The organism is Curtobacterium sp. MCBD17_013, assembly GCF_003234565.1.
Lineage (GTDB): Bacteria > Actinomycetota > Actinomycetes > Actinomycetales > Microbacteriaceae > Curtobacterium.
The window spans coordinates 159,531-174,409 of sequence record NZ_QKTU01000002.1; the positions used below are offsets into that span (position 1 = coordinate 159,531).

A 14,879-nucleotide genomic window follows, 5' to 3' on the forward strand; every position below is an offset into this window, starting at 1 on the left:
GCTCAGCGAGCGGTTGAGTCACTCACTGGCCGGCGATGCCCGTTGTGGCGATGCCGCGGATGATGTGCCGCTGGAAGAGCACGAACACGAGGATCAGCGGCAGCGCTGCGAGAATCGCCTCGGCCATCTGCAACGCGAAGATCACCCCATAACTCGGTGTTACGGTCTGCAACCCGACCGGCAGGGTCATGAGGTTGGGGTTGTTCGTGACGATGAACGGCAGCAGGAAGTTGTTCCACGCCCCGATGAACACGAAGATCCCGACCGCAGCGATGATGGGGCGACTGAGCGGCAGGATGATCTGGCCGAAGACCCGAAGCCGGCTCGCGCCGTCGACCCGAGCCGCTTCCTCCAGTTCCCGGGGCACGTCATCGAAGAACCGTTTGAGCACGAACACCATGACCGGGGCGATTGTCTGCGGCAGGATGATGCCCCAGTAGGTATCGATCATGTGCATCGACCGCAGCTCGTCGAACAGCGGCACGATGAATATCTGGGTCGGCACCATGATCGACCCGACGGTGATCGCGAACAGGGTTCGACGGAACGGGAAGTCAAGGCGTGAGAACGCATACGCGCACAGTGTCGACACGATCAGGGTGATCACTGTGACACCGATCGACACGATCGCGCTGTTCGCCATCCACAACGGCACGCGCCCCGACTCGAACAGCAGCCGGTAGGAGGAGAAGGTGTAGGCGTGGGCGGGGAACAGTGTCACCGGGCTCGCCGAGGCGTCCGTCTCCGACTTCAGTGAAGTGTTCAGGGCCCAGAACAGCGGCACCAACCACACCAAGGCGAGCACCGCCAGGCCGAGGTACGCGAAGAACGTTCCCGCATCGACTCGCCGGTGACGAGGCCGAGGCCGAACGGTGACGTCGTGGAGGGGGCCCTGATCGGTGCGGTCATTGACGATGACGGCGCTCATTTGGTGGTGCCCCTTCGACTGAAGATACTGAATTGCGCGACACTCAGGACGAGGATGATCGCGAAGAAGATGTAGGAGATCGCGGAGGCGTATCCGAGGCGGTAGTTCGAGAAACCTTCGTCGTACACGTACTCCAAGATGGAACGCGTCGAGTTGTTCGGACCTCCGGACGTCATCTGGTAGATCTGGTCGAAGACCTTCACCGAGGCGAGGATCTGCAGCGCGATGACGAGGGCGGTTGTGCGTCCGAGGAGCGGGAGTGTGATCGACCGCACCTGACGCCAGCGACTCGCGCCGTCCATCGCGGCCGCTTCGTACAGCGTCACCGGGATGTTCTGCAATGCGGAGAGGTACAGCAGGAAATTGAAGCCGATCGTCCACCACACGGTCGCGATCGCCACGCCGTTCATGGCGGGTCCCTCCGTCTGGAGCCAGGCCGGGCCGTGGATGTGCAGCGTTCCCAGCAGCGCGTTCACGAGTCCGAGATCGGGGTTGAGCAGCCACACCCAGATCAAGCTGACCACGGTGGAGGCGAACAAGTACGGCATGAACACGGACAGACGCCAGAACCAGACACCGCGAAGGTTCATGTTGATCAGGAGCGCCACGGCCAGTGCGAGGACTACCAGCGGAACGGTGGTGAGGACGGTGAACCACAGGGTGTTGCCGAGGCTCTTCCACATCAGCGGATCGCCGAAGGCCTCGAGGTAGTTGGCGAACCCGACCAGTGCGGGGCCGGCAGCGGAGGCGAGGTTCCGGTCGGTGAACGACAGGTACAGCCCGTAGATGGTCGGCCAGACGAAGAACAGTGCGAAGAGCACGAAGAACGGTGTGACGTACAGCAAGCCGGTGGCATCCCGCCGGCGGTGCCGTCTTGCTCTTGGCGGTGTCGCCACGGGCACGACAGTTGTTGTGGAACCCTGTGTGGTGGTCATCATTGACCTTTCTCTGTCGGGGTTTCAGACCGCGTGACGGACGTAGTTGTCGCTCATCGAGGCGAACGCCTCGAGCGCGGCCTTGACGGACCCGGTGCCCATCAGGGCGCTTTGGATTGACTGTCCGAAGTCGTTCTGCCAGTTCGACCCTGAGCCAGCGAAGGAGAGCTTCGGGTCGTAGTGCAGGAACGTGGCCGTGGACGCGTAGTGGGCGTTCGGCTCGAGTTTGGTGAACGACGGGCGATGCACGACGGGCTGGTAGGCGGGGGTGTGGCCGCCCTGGGCCCAGGTCAGCGAGTTCTTCAGTACGAGCGCGACGGCCTGGTAGCTCGCCTCGCGTCGTTCCTCGTTCAACGCATCCTGATGCGGCAGGACGAACGAGTGGGAGTCGCCCCACACGGCGTCGATACCGGTTCCGAAGAGGTTGGGGATCGGGGAAGCGTCGAGCGCGATCCCCGAAGCCTTCAGCCCGCTCATGTCCCAGACACCGGTGAACATCTCACCCGACTGTTTGGCGGTGAACGCTGAGAACGAGAACCCGTCATCAGAGCGCTGGTTGGCCACGCCGCTGGCGAGGATCTTCTGCATCGCTCCGAGCGCCGTGGCGAAGGCGTCCCGATCGAACAGGAGTTTGTCTCCGCGTGAGGACATCGTCGCGCCGGCCTGACTGTAGAAGGTCCAGAACAGGCGCCACATGTTCGCCCCGTCGCCGAGGTAGCCGTACGACAAGCCGAGCTTGCCCGTGACGCCCTTGAGCGCTCTCGCCTGCTCGATGAACTCATCCACCGTGCTGACCGCCTGCATCGTGCCATCGGGGTTCAAGACCCTTGCTTTGTCCGCGATGTCCTTGTTGAAGAACCGGACGAACGCATGCGAGTCCAGGGCGATGCCATAGACCTTGCCGTTCACGTGCATGCGCCGGAACGTCGGCTTCGTGAAGTCGTTCTCCGTGACCCCGTACTTCGCGAACCGCTCCATCTCCCACGCATCGAACAGGCCGCCTGGAGCGTAACCCTCGAGGCGTGAAAGGTGGGAGATCGCCAGGTCTGGCGGACGGCCTCCGGCGGCCGCCATGGCGAGCTTCGTGTAGTACGGGCTGCCCCAGGCCAACACCGTTTGCTTCACGGTCGCACCAGGATCGATCCGGTTCACCTTCGTCAGGATCGTGTTCATGTTCTGACCATCAGCTCCGGAGAGCAGGTGCCAGAACTGCAACTGGAGGCGACTGGCGGCCGCCGCGGTCAAGGGGTGGGGGTCAGCCAGCACGCCGAGGGTGAGCGCAGCGGCACCGGCGCCGCCGAGCAAGAACCCTCGCCGACTGACCGCGGGTATGGCCTGGATGCCAGGCACAGTTGAGGGGCGTTGCATCATCCACTCCTTCGTGGGGAAGCGCCGTTGCTACGTGGCATCGGCCCGGTCAGGAGCGAGTGTACGGGCGGATTGCTACGTCGCACAAGTATCAGTTGAAGGCGGAAGTCGCAGCCACGGATTCCGGCGTCAGTTGCGCGCGGCGGTGCTTTCCCGGATCTGGAGGCGGAAGGGCACGTGCCGGTGCTGCGGCGCTCGATGCCCTTGGCTCTCGAACTGCTCACGGAGCATCGTGAGAGCGGTGCGCGCGATGACGTCAAGTGATGGGTCGATCGAGGTCAACGTCGGAAGCGACTGACGTGCTTCGAGGGTGTTGTCGAAGCCGATGACTGCCACATCGTCGGGCACCCGGATGCCACGTCGTTGGTAGGCATCGAGCAGGCCCAGCGCGAGCGCGTCATTCATCGCGAACACTCCGTCGGGCGGGTGCGGCAGCGCTAGCAATTGGGCAACCGCGTCGTGGCCGCCCTCATGACTCCACGCGCACTCGATCATGATTGCGTCATCCGCAGACCTCCCGGCATCCCGCAGTGCCGCCGCGTAGCCCTGCCGCCGGAGGGATGCGCTGTCGGAGGGCTGCCCGAGAGCGCCGACCAATGCCACTCGATCACGTCCGGCCTGGAACAGATGCGCAACTGCGGCGCGCGCGGCCTTCCGGTTCGGTATTCCGACGTGATCGACTGGGCCTTCGAACTCGTGGTCCCCCACGAGAACGAGGGGATACGGGGCGCGGGACACGCTGTCGTCGGCGGAACCGATCGTGATGGCACTCATGATCACGCCATCAGTCAGCAGACCATGTCGTCCGTCCAGGATGGCCAACTCCCGATCATGCTGTCCCCCCGTGGTCTCGACGAGGACATCGGTGCCGATACCGCGCGCCTCTGCGATCACCGCCTCGGCAAGATCGGCAAAGTACCGCTCCGCGAAGCCTGGAATCGCGAGCGTGATCGTCCCAGTACGGCCGCTGCGCAATCGACGGGCCGCAACGTTAGGGCGGTAGCCGAGCTCCAGGAGGCTCGCTTCGACGCGCGCTCGGGTCTCGGGCGCCACGTGAACCGAGTTGTTGACCACGTTCGAGACGGTCCGCTGCGACACCCCCGCGTGCCGGGCAACGTCGTGCATACTTACGGCCAAGACGGCCCTTCCCTCTGCTCCAAGCCAGCAGGACCGCGACCGGCAGCCGCGAACAGCTGATCGTCACGAAGCGCCGGAAGCCTGTCGCCCGCGGCGCACCTCACCCAGCGAAAAGGATACCGGCTACCTCCTTGCCCCCGGACCATCCGGACCACGTCGGAACAGAGGTGAAATCGACCACCCAGAGCTCGTTCGGCCGGTCCGCGCGGAAACAGCGCCGCACGTGACCCGATGGCCGGGTTGCACGCTCGTCCGCCTTCGTCGTCATGAACTGCTCTCCCCGCCGAACGCCGCGCAGACCCTGGTTCCGCATCAGGCGCTTCACCCTTCAGCCGGCAACGGTGATGCCCTCCCGGCGTAGCAACCGCCACACCTTCCGCGCACCGCTGATACCGCGGCCCCGGTTCCGGTCCCAGAACACCCGCTCGATCTCGATCAGCAGCGCCTCGTCCGCGATCGTCCGAGCCGACCGCGGCTGGCTCTTGAACGCGTCGTAACCCAGCACCTGTTCGGGCATGACCCCATCATGGCGCTCACCACTGTCGTGCACGCATCGCACAAGTCCCGGGGGGCATGTCAGTGCGGTGTCATGCCTTGGCTCGTGCCGGATCTCAGGTACCGTGGCCACTGGGTTCGACAAGCGCAGAAGAAGTTTCGGCTGATCAGGCCCGGTTTCACGCCTCAGGCCCAAAGCGGCCGAGAAGTCTAGGAGACTCCATGACGAACGCCGTTCCCGGCCGCGTCCACGCGGGCGCCAGCCGACCCGTGCTCGCGGACCGTATCCGCTCCCGCGGCCTCGCGACCGACGCGGCACTCGTCGCGGGCGGCGCGCTGTTCACCGCGGCCATGGCGCAGGTCGAGGTCCCGATGTGGCCGGTGCCCATCACCGGGCAGACGCTCGCCGTGGTGCTCGTCGGTGCGACCCTCGGCGCCCGCCGCGGTGCGATCTCGATGCTGCTCTACATGGTGGCCGGGCTCGCCGGAGCGCCGTTCTTCGCGGACATGACCGGTGGCCTGCACGCGCTCGCGGTGCCGAGCTTCGGGTACGTCATCGGCTTCGTCCCCAGCGCTGCCGCGATCGGGTGGCTCGCGCGCAGGAACTGGGACCGTCGCTTCGTCCGCGGCGTGATCGCCTTCACGCTCGCGAGCGCCATCCCCTTCGTGACCGGTCTGCCGTACCTGGCGGTGGTCCTCGGCCAGCTGGGTGCGCCGCACGACCTCGCCACCGTGTTCCGCCTCGGACTCGCCCCGTTCGTCGTCGGTGGCATCGCCAAGGCGGTCATCGCCGCCGGCGTCCTCCCCCTGGCGTGGCGCGCCATCGGCCGCCGCTCCCACTGATCGGCCCGACACGGACGGACGGGAGGCCCGGTACCAGCTGGTACCGGGCCTCCCGTCCGTTCGTATGTCGGCTGGCGTCAGATGGCGAAGCCGAGCGCCCGCATCATCTCGCGACCGTCGTCGGTGATGCGCTCCGGCCCCCACGGCGGCATCCAGACCCAGTTGATGCGGAAGGCGTCGACGATGCCGTCGAGCGCGTTCGCGGTGTCGTTCTCGATGACGTCGGTGAGCGGGCACCCGGCGCTCGTGAGCGTCATGCTGATGATGAGGGCGTTCGCGTCATCGTCCCACGCGAGGTCGTAGACCAGACCGAGGTCGACGACGTTGACGCCGAGCTCCGGGTCCGAGACCTCCTTCAGCGCCTCGGCGACCTCGTCGAACTTCTGTGGTGACAGCGTGGTGATCATCAGGCCCTCGCGGCGGCGGCGACGTAGCGGTCGTAGCCCTCGTTCTCGAGGCGCTCAGCGAGCTCCGGCCCGCCCTGCTCAGCCACCCTGCCCGCGACGAACACGTGCACGAAGTCGGGCTTGATGTAGCGGAGGATGCGCGTGTAGTGCGTGATGAGCAGGACGCCCATGTCGGTCGCGGCCTTCGCGCGGTTGACGCCCTCCGAGACGATCTTCAGCGCGTCGACGTCGAGGCCGGAGTCGGTCTCGTCGAGCACGGCGAACTTCGGCTTGAGGAGCTCGAGCTGCATGATCTCGTGGCGCTTCTTCTCGCCGCCCGAGAAGCCCTCGTTCACGTTGCGCTCGGCGAAGGCGCTGTCCATCTTGAGGTCCGCCATGGAGCGACGGAGGTCGGACACCCAGCCGCGGAGCGCCGGAGCCTCACCGTCGATCGCCGTCTTCGCGGTGCGCAGGAAGTTCGACACCGTGACACCGGGGATCTCGACGGGGTACTGCATGGCGAGGAACAGACCGGCGCGGGCACGCTCGTCCACGCTCATCTCGAGGACCTCCTGCCCGTCGAGGAGGATCGAGCCTCCGTCGACGTTGTAGCGGGGGTGGCCGGCGATCGTGTAGGCGAGCGTCGACTTGCCGGATCCGTTCGGACCCATGATCGCGTGGATCTCGCCCTCGTTGATGGTGAGGTCGACGCCCTTGAGGATCTCCTTCTTGCCCTGATCGGTGTCGATCGAGACCTGGAGACCGCGGATTTCGAGAGTGGACATGCGTGTTCCTTCGGTGGTCAGTTGTCGGCGCGGACGTCGGACGTGTCGACGTACACGTCGCCGTCGATGATCGAGACCCGGTAGACGGGCACCGGTTCGTACGCCGGGAAGTTGAGGGGCTTGCCGCTGGTGAGCTCGAACTTCGAGCCATGGGCCCAGCACTCGAGCGCACCGTCCTCGACGAAGCCCTCGGACAGCGAGATGTCGCCGTGCGTGCAGGTGTCACCGATGGCGTGCACGGTGCCCGCCGAGTCCTTGACGACGGCGACGGGAGCGCCGTCGACGACGACCCGCATCGGGCTGTCGACCGCGATCTCCGACTCGGAGCAGACCTTCGTGGCCATCAGGCGAGGTCCCCGTGCTCCGTGCGGCCGCCGGCGAGCTCCTGCTCGATGGCGCGGACGAGGCGTTCCTCCAGGTCGGGGTCCCCGATCTTCTGCACGACGTCGACGAGGAACCCGAGCACGACGAGGCGGCGGGCCTCGTCCTCGGTGATCCCGCGGGACTGCAGGTAGAACAGGTGCTCGTCGTCGAAGCGTCCCGTGGCGCTCGCGTGCCCGGCGCCCTGGATGTCGCCGGTCTCGATCTCGAGGTTCGGGATGCTGTCGGCCCGCGTGCCCTCGGAGAGCACGAGGTTGCGGTTCTGCTCGTAGCTGTCGGTGCCCGCGGCGGGACGCCCGATGAGCACGTCGCCGATCCAGACGGTGTGCGCGCCCTCGCCCTGCAACGCGCCCTTGTAGTTGACGCGGCTCCGGGTGTTCGGGGCGTCGTGGTTGACGTACACCTGCTGCTCGATGTACTGCCCGGCGTCGGCGAAGTAGACGCCGTACATCTCGGTGTCGCCGCCCTGCGCACCGAGGCGCGTCGACGGGTTGATCCGGACCACGTCCCCGCCGAGCGAGACGACCACGTGCTTGAGGAAGGCGTCGCGCCCGACCTGGGCGAAGTGGGTCCCGACGTGGACGGCGTCGTCGTCCCAGTCCTGCACGGCGACGACGGTGAGCCGCGCGCCGTCCTCGACCACGATCTCGACGTTCTCGCTGAGGAGCGCCGAGCCCGTGCTGTTCACGATGACGATGCCCGTGCTGTTCGCCTCGGCGGTGATCACCGTGTGGGCCGCGCGGGGCTCCGAGCCCATCGCCGACCGCGTGATCGTGACGTGCCCCGGCTCGTCGCCACGCACCGTGATCGCGAGCACCGCGTCGCGTGCACTCCACGCCGCCGCGGACGCCCGGTCCTCCGGGAGACCCGCGCTGCCGACCCGCTCGTCGTCGCTCCGGACCCAGTCGATGTGTGTCCCGCCCGACTCGCGGGCGAGGAAGGGGTACGCCGCACCGTCGAGATCACCGTCGAGGAGCGGCCGGATCTTCGCGAGGGGTGCGAACTTCCAGTTGACCTCGCGACCGGTGACCGCCGGGAACGCGTCGACGTCTGCCGACGCGAACCGCTCGGACCGCGTCTGCACCGGGACGCGCGTGTCCCACCCGCCGTCGGAGTGGGCTCGCGCTCCGTGTTGTTCGGTCCCGCCCGCAGGCTCGACCGGCTGGTCGATGCGCGGCTGCACGTCGGTCTGGGGCTGGGGGCTGGTGGCGGACATCTAGCCGACGGATCCTTCCATGCTCATCTCGATGAGCTTGTTGAGTTCGAGCGCGTACTCCATCGGGAGCTCCCGGGCGATCGGTTCGATGAAGCCACGGACGATCATCGCCATCGCCTCGTCCTCGGGCAGGCCCCGCGACATGAGGTAGAACAGCTGCTCCTCGCTGACGCGCGACACCGTGGCCTCGTGACCGAGCTGGACGTCGTCCACCCGGATGTCGATCGCCGGGTACGTATCCGACCGCGACACCGTGTCCACGAGCAGCGCGTCGCAGCGGACCGTGTTGGCGGCGTGATGGGCGTCCGGATCGACCCGGACCTCACCGCGGTAGCCCGCGCGGCCCCCACCGCGGGCGATCGACTTCGAGACGATCGACGACGTGGTGTACGGCGCCATGTGGATCATCTTCGCGCCGGCGTCCTGGTGCTGACCCGGACCCGCGAACGCGACCGAGAGGGTCTCGCCCTTGGCGTGTTCACCGGCCAGGTAGATCGACGGGTACTTCATCGTGACCTTCGAGCCGATGTTCCCGTCGATCCACTCCATCGTCGCGCCCTCGTGGGCGATCGCACGCTTCGTGACGAGGTTGTAGACGTTGCTCGACCAGTTCTGGATCGTCGTGTAGCGCACGCGCGCGTTCTTCTTGACGATGATCTCGACGACCGCCGAGTGCAGCGAGTCCGACTTGTAGATCGGGGCCGTGCAGCCCTCGATGTAGTGCACGTACGAGTCCTCGTCCGCGATGATCAGGGTCCGCTCGAACTGGCCCATGTTCTCGGTGTTGATCCGGAAGTACGCCTGCAGCGGGATCTCGACGTGGACGCCCTTCGGGACGTAGACGAACGAACCGCCCGACCAGACGGCCGTGTTCAGCGCCGCGAACTTGTTGTCGCCGGCCGGGATCACGGTGCCGAAGTACTCCTCGAAGAACTCGGGGTGTTCGCGGAGCGCCGTGTCCGTGTCCATGAAGATCACGCCCTGGGCCTCGAGGTCCTCGCGGATCTGGTGGTAGACGACCTCGGACTCGTACTGAGCCGCGACGCCCGCCACGAGACGCTGCCGCTCGGCCTCGGGGATGCCCAGGCGCTCGTACGTGTTGCGGATGTCCTCGGGGAGGTCCTCCCACGACTGCGCCTGCTTCTCGGTCGAGCGCACGAAGTACTTGATGTTGTCGAAGTCGATCCCGGTGAGGTCCGCGCCCCACGTCGGCATCGGCTTGCGGCCGAAGAGCTGCAGGCCCTTGAGCCGGTTCTTGAGCATCCACTCGGGCTCGGACTTGAGCCGGGAGATGTCGGTGACCACCTCTTCGGAGAGACCACGGCGGGCGGAGGCGCCAGCGGCGTCGGGGTCGGCCCAGCCGAACTCGTACTGGCCGAGCCCTTCGAGCTCGGGACGGTCGATGAGCACGTCGGACATGGTCTCCCTCTATCTCTCTTCGGGCCGTTCGGTCCGTTGGACGACAACGCCGGGGTCTCCGGCACCATTCCTCGGACGCCGTCCGCGGTACCGGCCGTCTGACGATGGTCGCACCGGCTCCGGCCATCAGCGACGATGTGCGGCGGTTTCGAAGCCCGGAGTCAACTTCCAGCGCTCCGCTGAATACACTTGACTGCTCCGTCCCCGTCCGCCGGCCCCTGCGGGCCGACCCGCGGGGCCGTCGTGCCGAACCCGCTGAGTCTACAGGTTCGACCCCCGGAACAACAGGAAGGCACCCACTCCGTGACACGCGTCGGGACCCCGATCGACCGATCCACGCCGACCCGGTGGTGGGGGCTCCCCCGCACGGTCGACGCACGGGTCGTCGTCCTGGCCTGGGCGTCGTTCGTGATCGAGGTCGTGCTCATCGGCACGGGCGGGCTCGTCCGCCTCACCGCGTCCGGACTCGGCTGCCCGACGTGGCCCGAGTGCACGAGCGGCTCCTTCGTCACGACACCCGAGATGGGCCTCCACGGGGTCATCGAGTTCGGCAACCGGCTCCTGACGTTCGTGCTCGTCGTGATCGCGATCGCCATGTTCCTCGCCGTCGTGCGACTCCGACGCACGCGGCCCGAGCTCTTCTGGCTCGCGTTCGCCCAGGGCGCGAGCATCCCCCTCCAGGCCGTGGTCGGCGGCATCAGCGTGCTGACGAACCTCAACCCGTACGTCGTCGGTCTGCACTTCGTCATCTCGACCGCGCTCGTGTCCATCACGGCCCGCCTCGTCTACCGCTCCCTCAACGGTCCGCGGCGCCCCGGCACACTCGTCCCCCGCTGGTACCGGACGGTCGTGGACGCCCTCATGGGCGCCGTCGCGGTGACGGTCCTGCTCGGGATCCTCACGACGGGATCGGGGCCGCACGCCGGCGCGGGCGAGTCGGTGCAGGGCGGCAAGCTCGTCCGGACGGGCTTCGACCCGGCGGTCATCGAGGACCTCCACGCGGTCCCCGCCTTCGCGGTCTTCGCGTTGACGCTGGTCCTGCTCGTCGCCGCGGTGCGACTCCGCATCTCGAGCCGCTGGGTGCTGCTCCTGCTCGTCGTCGAGTTCGTGCAGATCGCCGTCGGCATCACGCAGGCCCGCAGCGCGCTCCCCGTCGGTCTCGTCGGGACCCACATGGTCCTGGCCGGGTTGCTCGTCGGTGCCACGACCGCGGTGTCGCTGTCCTCGCACCCGAGCGCTGGCCGGGACGCCGTCCGGTCCTGAGCGCCGGCACTGGCTGCGCTGCGCCCCGGCCCGGAGGCCCGCTGGCAGCTGAGCGGTGCCAGCGGACGACCCGCCTCCCGGCCGCCACGCCGGACTGGAGGCGCACTGTCAGCCGGTCCCGCGCCTCCCGTCGGCTGCGCCACCCACGCGCGGCGGGACAGGGACTGCCAGCCGGTGGCGGTCCTCCGGATGCACCGACGGCGTCGGGCGCGACCGCGCCCCGCGTCGCCCGGACCGCTACCGCGTCAGGGCGTTCTGCATCCGGACCGCTACCGCGTCAGGGCGTTCTGCAGGAGCGGATCGATGCCCACCGCCAGGAACAGGAGCGTCAGGTAGATGATCGAACTCCGGAACACGCGCATCGGGTGCACCTGCTCGACGTGCTGGATCGCCCGGCCGTACAGCTGGTGGGACTCGACGACGAACCACGCGCCGGCCGCGAGGGCGACGACCGTGTACAGGACGCCCATGTGCGCCACGGGCACGAGCATCACCGAGCAGACGACGGTCGCCCAGGCGTAGAGCACGACCTGCAGCCCGACGACCGTGCGCCCGCGGACGACCGCGAGCATCGGCACGCGCGCCGCGGCGTAGTCGTCGCGGTACTTCATCGAGAGCGGCCAGTAGTGTGGCGGCGTCCAGAGGAAGATGACGCCGAACAGGATGACCGGTGCCCAGCTGAGCGAGTCCGTCACCGCTGCCCAGCCGATGAGCACCGGCATGCAGCCCGCGACGCCGCCCCAGACGATGTTCTGCGGCGTCCGACGCTTGAGCCAGAGCGTGTAGAACACGACGTACAGCAGGATCGCCCCGACGCTGAGCGCCGCCGCGAGCCAGTTCACCAGGAGCCCGAGCTCGAGCGTCGACGCGATCGAGAGCGCCCACGAGAAGACGAGGGCCTCGCGGTCCGAGACCGCACCGGTGACGAGCGGACGGTCGCTCGTGCGCTTCATGACCCTGTCGATGTCGCGGTCGATGTAGCAGTTGAACGCCGAGGCGCCGCCGGCGGACATCGCGCCCCCGATGAGCGTCCACAGGACCAGCCAGAGGTCCGGCACACCGCGAGCCGCCAGGAACATCGTCGGCGCGGTGGTGACGAGCAACAGCTCCATCACGCGCGGCTTGGTCAGGGCGACGTAGGCGCGCAGTTTGCGGACGAGTGTCGGTTGGACGATCTCGGGCCGGGTCACGACGGCTGTCGGCATGGAACCTCTGTCTCGGGGAGTGGGCACCCGCGTCGGAGACCGGGCCGCCTCCCACTTTACGTGATGGTCCCCGCGGGCACGCTCGCGATGGTCCCCGCGGGCACGCTCGCGTCGCACCGGCTCCGCCGACGGCTGAACGCCGACTGAGTGCGTCTTCACTATGCTGGGAGACGCCTGCCCGCAGTGTGCCCGACGTCGTGCGCACCAGCGCACTCAGGGCCGCCGGACCACCCGACGACCACGGGACCCGGGTGGGCGTCATGTCCGTGCGGGAGCACGAGCCCTCGCACATGTCGCATCAAGAAGGGTCAATCCACCAGTGGCTGAATTCACATGGGATTCCATCGACAAGAAGGCCGTCGACACGGCCCGCGTGCTCGCCGCCGACGCCGTCGAGAAGGCGGGCAACGGCCACCCCGGCACCGCGATGAGCCTCGCCCCGCTCGCCTACCTGCTCTTCCAGAAGGTGATGCGGCGCGACCCGAGTGACAGCACCTGGATCGGCCGCGACCGCTTCATCCTGTCGGCCGGACACGCCTCGATCCTCCAGTACGTGCAGTTCTACCTCGGTGGGTACGGCCTCGAGCTCGAGGACCTCGAGCACCTCCGCAAGTGGGGCTCGAAGACCCCGGGTCACCCGGAGTACGGCCACACCGACGGCGTCGAGATCACCACCGGTCCCCTCGGCCAGGGTCTCGCCTCGGCGGTCGGCTTCGCCTACGCGCAGCGCTTCGAGCGGGGCCTGTTCGACCCCGACACCGCGCCCGGTCAGAGCCCGTTCGACCACTTCACCTACGTCGTCAGCGGTGACGGCGACAACCAGGAGGGCGTGACGAACGAGGCCGCCTCGCTCGCCGGCCACCAGGAGCTCGGCAACCTCATCGTCTTCTACGACTCCAACCAGATCTCGATCGAGGACGACACCGACATCGCCTTCACGGAGGACGTCGCGGCACGGTACGAGGCGCTCGGTTGGCACGTGCAGCACGTCGACTGGAAGAAGACCGGCGAGTACTCCGAGGACGTCGAGGCGCTGTACGCCGCCGTCGAGGCCGCCAAGGCCGAGACCGTCAAGCCGTCGCTCATCGTCCTCAAGACGATCATCGGATGGCCCTCGCCGAAGAAGCAGAACACGGGCAAGATCCACGGGTCGGCCCTCGGCGCGGACGAGCTCGCGGGCCTCAAGGAGGTCCTCGGATTCGATCCGGAGAAGACGTTCGAGGTCGCTCCCGAGGTGCTCGAGCACACCCGCGGCGCGGTCGAGCGTGGCCAGGCCGAGCACGCCGAGTGGCAGCAGGCGTTCGACGCCTGGGCCGCGGCGAACGCCGAGAAGAAGGCACTGTTCGACCGGGTCCAGGCGCAGGAGCTGCCCGAGGGCCTCGAGCAGGCGCTCCCGGTGTTCGAGCCGGGCAAGGACGTCTCGACGCGTGCGGCCTCCGGCAAGGTGATCAACGCGATCGCCGCGCTCATGCCCGAGTTCTGGGGTGGCTCGGCCGACCTCGCCGAATCGAACAACACCACGATCGAGGAAGCCAAGTCGTTCGTCCCGACGAAGTTCTCGACCAAGATGTGGAAGGGCGACCCGTACGGTCGCGTCCTGCACTTCGGCATCCGCGAGCACGCCATGGGCTCGATCCTCTCCGGCATCGTGCTGCACGGGAACACCCGCCCCTTCGGCGGCACCTTCCTCATCTTCAGCGACTACATGCGCCCGGCGGTCCGCCTCGCATCCCTCATGAAGGCGCCGGCCATCTACGTGTGGACGCACGACTCCGTGGCCCTCGGTGAGGACGGCCCGACCCACCAGCCGATCGAGCAGCTCACCGCACTCCGCGCGATCCCGGGGCTCGACGTCGTGCGACCGGCCGACGCCAACGAGGTCGCGTACGCCTGGCTCGCGATGCTGTCGCGTCGCGAGGGCCCGGCCGGCATCGCGCTGAGCCGACAGAACCTCCCGGTCTTCGAGCGCGGTGACGGCGACGCCACCGGCGACACCTTCGCCTCGGCGAAGAACGTCGCCAAGGGCGCGTACGTGCTCGCCGAGGCGCCGAACGGGACGCCGGACGTGATCCTCATCGCGACCGGCTCCGAGGTCCAGATCGCGGTCGCGGCTCGGGAGCAGCTCAAGGCCGAGGGCGTGAACGCGCGCGTCGTGTCCGCCCCGAGCCTCGAGTGGTTCATGGCCCAGCCGGAGGAGTACCGCGAGAGCGTGCTCCCGTCGGCGATCACCGCGCGCGTCTCGGTCGAGGCGGGCATCGCGATGAGCTGGCGAGACATCGTCGGCGACAAGGGCCGCAGCGTGTCGATCGAGCACTTCGGCGCCTCGGCGGACTACCAGACGCTCTACAAGGAGTTCGGTCTCACGGCAGAGGCCGTGGTCGCCGCCGCGAAGGAGACCATCGCGGCGTCCTGAGCCAGGAGGGCCGGGTCCGGTTCACCGGACCCGGCCCCTTCCTCGTCGGACGACGACACCACCAGACCGGACCCGCCCCGGCAGCTCGCCAGGGAACGGGTCGAT

General features: G+C 67.8%; 14 protein-coding genes. 3 read left to right on the plus strand and 11 right to left on the minus strand.

All coding sequences use genetic code 11. The features are described from left to right. Positions 1-22: 22 nt before the first annotated feature. From DEI81_RS03360 to DEI81_RS03380, 5 genes are all read right to left on the minus strand, one after another. Complete coding sequence (locus DEI81_RS03360; protein WP_111009100.1) at positions 23-928, minus strand: carbohydrate ABC transporter permease; 906 nt, start codon at positions 926-928, stop codon at positions 23-25. Continuing rightward, the gene (locus tag DEI81_RS03365; RefSeq protein WP_111009101.1) at positions 925-1,863 is read right to left on the minus strand and encodes a carbohydrate ABC transporter permease; all 939 of its coding nucleotides are present in this window, start codon (positions 1,861-1,863) and stop codon (positions 925-927) included. The genes DEI81_RS03360 and DEI81_RS03365 overlap by 4 nt, the downstream gene beginning before the upstream one ends. A 24-nt stretch (positions 1,864-1,887) precedes the next feature. Further along, a complete protein-coding gene (locus tag DEI81_RS03370; RefSeq protein WP_111009346.1) occupies positions 1,888-3,231 on the minus strand; it encodes an extracellular solute-binding protein in 1,344 nt (447 codons plus the stop codon). 129 nt (positions 3,232-3,360) lie between these two features. Beyond that, positions 3,361-4,356: a LacI family DNA-binding transcriptional regulator gene (locus tag DEI81_RS03375; RefSeq protein ID WP_220035623.1), complete on the minus strand. Its 996-nt coding sequence runs from the start codon at positions 4,354-4,356 to the stop codon at positions 3,361-3,363. 340 nt (positions 4,357-4,696) lie between these two features. After that, entirely contained in the window at positions 4,697-4,885 is a 189-nt protein-coding gene (locus DEI81_RS03380) for a hypothetical protein (RefSeq protein WP_111009103.1), read from the minus strand. Between the two features lie 200 nt (positions 4,886-5,085). On the opposite strand from DEI81_RS03380, the gene DEI81_RS03385 reads away from it, so the two are divergent. Continuing rightward, positions 5,086-5,706, plus strand: coding sequence for a biotin transporter BioY (locus tag DEI81_RS03385; protein WP_111009104.1), 621 nt, complete (start codon positions 5,086-5,088; stop codon positions 5,704-5,706). A 77-nt stretch (positions 5,707-5,783) separates the two neighbouring features. Here the strand turns inward: DEI81_RS03385 and DEI81_RS03390 are convergent, their stop codons facing one another. From DEI81_RS03390 to sufB, 5 genes are read right to left on the minus strand one after another with little or no spacing between them, the layout of a single operon-like run. Next, entirely contained in the window at positions 5,784-6,113 is a 330-nt protein-coding gene (locus DEI81_RS03390) for a metal-sulfur cluster assembly factor (protein WP_111009105.1), read from the minus strand. Next, complete coding sequence (sufC, locus tag DEI81_RS03395; protein WP_111009106.1) at positions 6,113-6,877, minus strand: Fe-S cluster assembly ATPase SufC; 765 nt, start codon at positions 6,875-6,877, stop codon at positions 6,113-6,115. The genes DEI81_RS03390 and sufC overlap by 1 nt, the downstream gene beginning before the upstream one ends. Before the next feature lie 17 nt (positions 6,878-6,894). Beyond that, positions 6,895-7,221, minus strand: a complete 327-nt coding sequence (locus DEI81_RS03400) for a non-heme iron oxygenase ferredoxin subunit (RefSeq protein WP_111009107.1) — start codon at positions 7,219-7,221, stop codon at positions 6,895-6,897. Continuing rightward, entirely contained in the window at positions 7,221-8,474 is a 1,254-nt protein-coding gene (gene sufD / locus DEI81_RS03405; protein ID WP_111009108.1) for a Fe-S cluster assembly protein SufD, read from the minus strand. Before sufD ends, DEI81_RS03400 begins: the two co-directional genes overlap by 1 nt. Beyond that, entirely contained in the window at positions 8,475-9,893 is a 1,419-nt protein-coding gene (gene sufB / locus DEI81_RS03410; protein WP_111009109.1) for a Fe-S cluster assembly protein SufB, read from the minus strand. Positions 9,894-10,196: 303 nt separating this feature from the next. On the opposite strand from sufB, the gene DEI81_RS03415 reads away from it, so the two are divergent. After that, complete coding sequence (locus DEI81_RS03415; protein WP_111009110.1) at positions 10,197-11,156, plus strand: heme A synthase; 960 nt, start codon at positions 10,197-10,199, stop codon at positions 11,154-11,156. A 269-nt stretch (positions 11,157-11,425) separates the two neighbouring features. Here DEI81_RS03415 and DEI81_RS03420 read toward each other — a convergent pair whose 3' ends face one another. After that, the gene (locus tag DEI81_RS03420) at positions 11,426-12,361 is read right to left on the minus strand and encodes a heme o synthase (RefSeq protein WP_111009111.1); all 936 of its coding nucleotides are present in this window, start codon (positions 12,359-12,361) and stop codon (positions 11,426-11,428) included. A 319-nt stretch (positions 12,362-12,680) separates the two neighbouring features. On the opposite strand from DEI81_RS03420, the gene tkt reads away from it, so the two are divergent. Next, entirely contained in the window at positions 12,681-14,774 is a 2,094-nt protein-coding gene (gene tkt / locus DEI81_RS03425) for a transketolase (protein ID WP_111009112.1), read from the plus strand. The last annotated feature ends 105 nt before the right edge of the window (positions 14,775-14,879 follow it).

Coding starts and splice junctions, on each gene's coding strand:
- DEI81_RS03370 (WP_111009346.1), bottom strand. CDS start 3,231: ATGCAACGCCCCTCAACTGTGCCTGGCATCCAGGCCATACCCGCGGTC.
- DEI81_RS03400 (WP_111009107.1), bottom strand. CDS start 7,221: ATGGCCACGAAGGTCTGCTCCGAGTCGGAGATCGCGGTCGACAGCCCG.
- sufB (WP_111009109.1), bottom strand. CDS start 9,893: ATGTCCGACGTGCTCATCGACCGTCCCGAGCTCGAAGGGCTCGGCCAG.
- DEI81_RS03365 (WP_111009101.1), bottom strand. CDS start 1,863: ATGACCACCACACAGGGTTCCACAACAACTGTCGTGCCCGTGGCGACA.
- DEI81_RS03360 (WP_111009100.1), bottom strand. CDS start 928: ATGAGCGCCGTCATCGTCAATGACCGCACCGATCAGGGCCCCCTCCAC.
- sufC (WP_111009106.1), bottom strand. CDS start 6,877: ATGTCCACTCTCGAAATCCGCGGTCTCCAGGTCTCGATCGACACCGAT.
- DEI81_RS03420 (WP_111009111.1), bottom strand. CDS start 12,361: ATGCCGACAGCCGTCGTGACCCGGCCCGAGATCGTCCAACCGACACTC.
- sufD (WP_111009108.1), bottom strand. CDS start 8,474: ATGTCCGCCACCAGCCCCCAGCCCCAGACCGACGTGCAGCCGCGCATC.
- DEI81_RS03385 (WP_111009104.1), top strand. CDS start 5,086: ATGACGAACGCCGTTCCCGGCCGCGTCCACGCGGGCGCCAGCCGACCC.
- DEI81_RS03375 (WP_220035623.1), bottom strand. CDS start 4,356: ATGCACGACGTTGCCCGGCACGCGGGGGTGTCGCAGCGGACCGTCTCG.
- DEI81_RS03380 (WP_111009103.1), bottom strand. CDS start 4,885: ATGCCCGAACAGGTGCTGGGTTACGACGCGTTCAAGAGCCAGCCGCGG.
- DEI81_RS03390 (WP_111009105.1), bottom strand. CDS start 6,113: ATGATCACCACGCTGTCACCACAGAAGTTCGACGAGGTCGCCGAGGCG.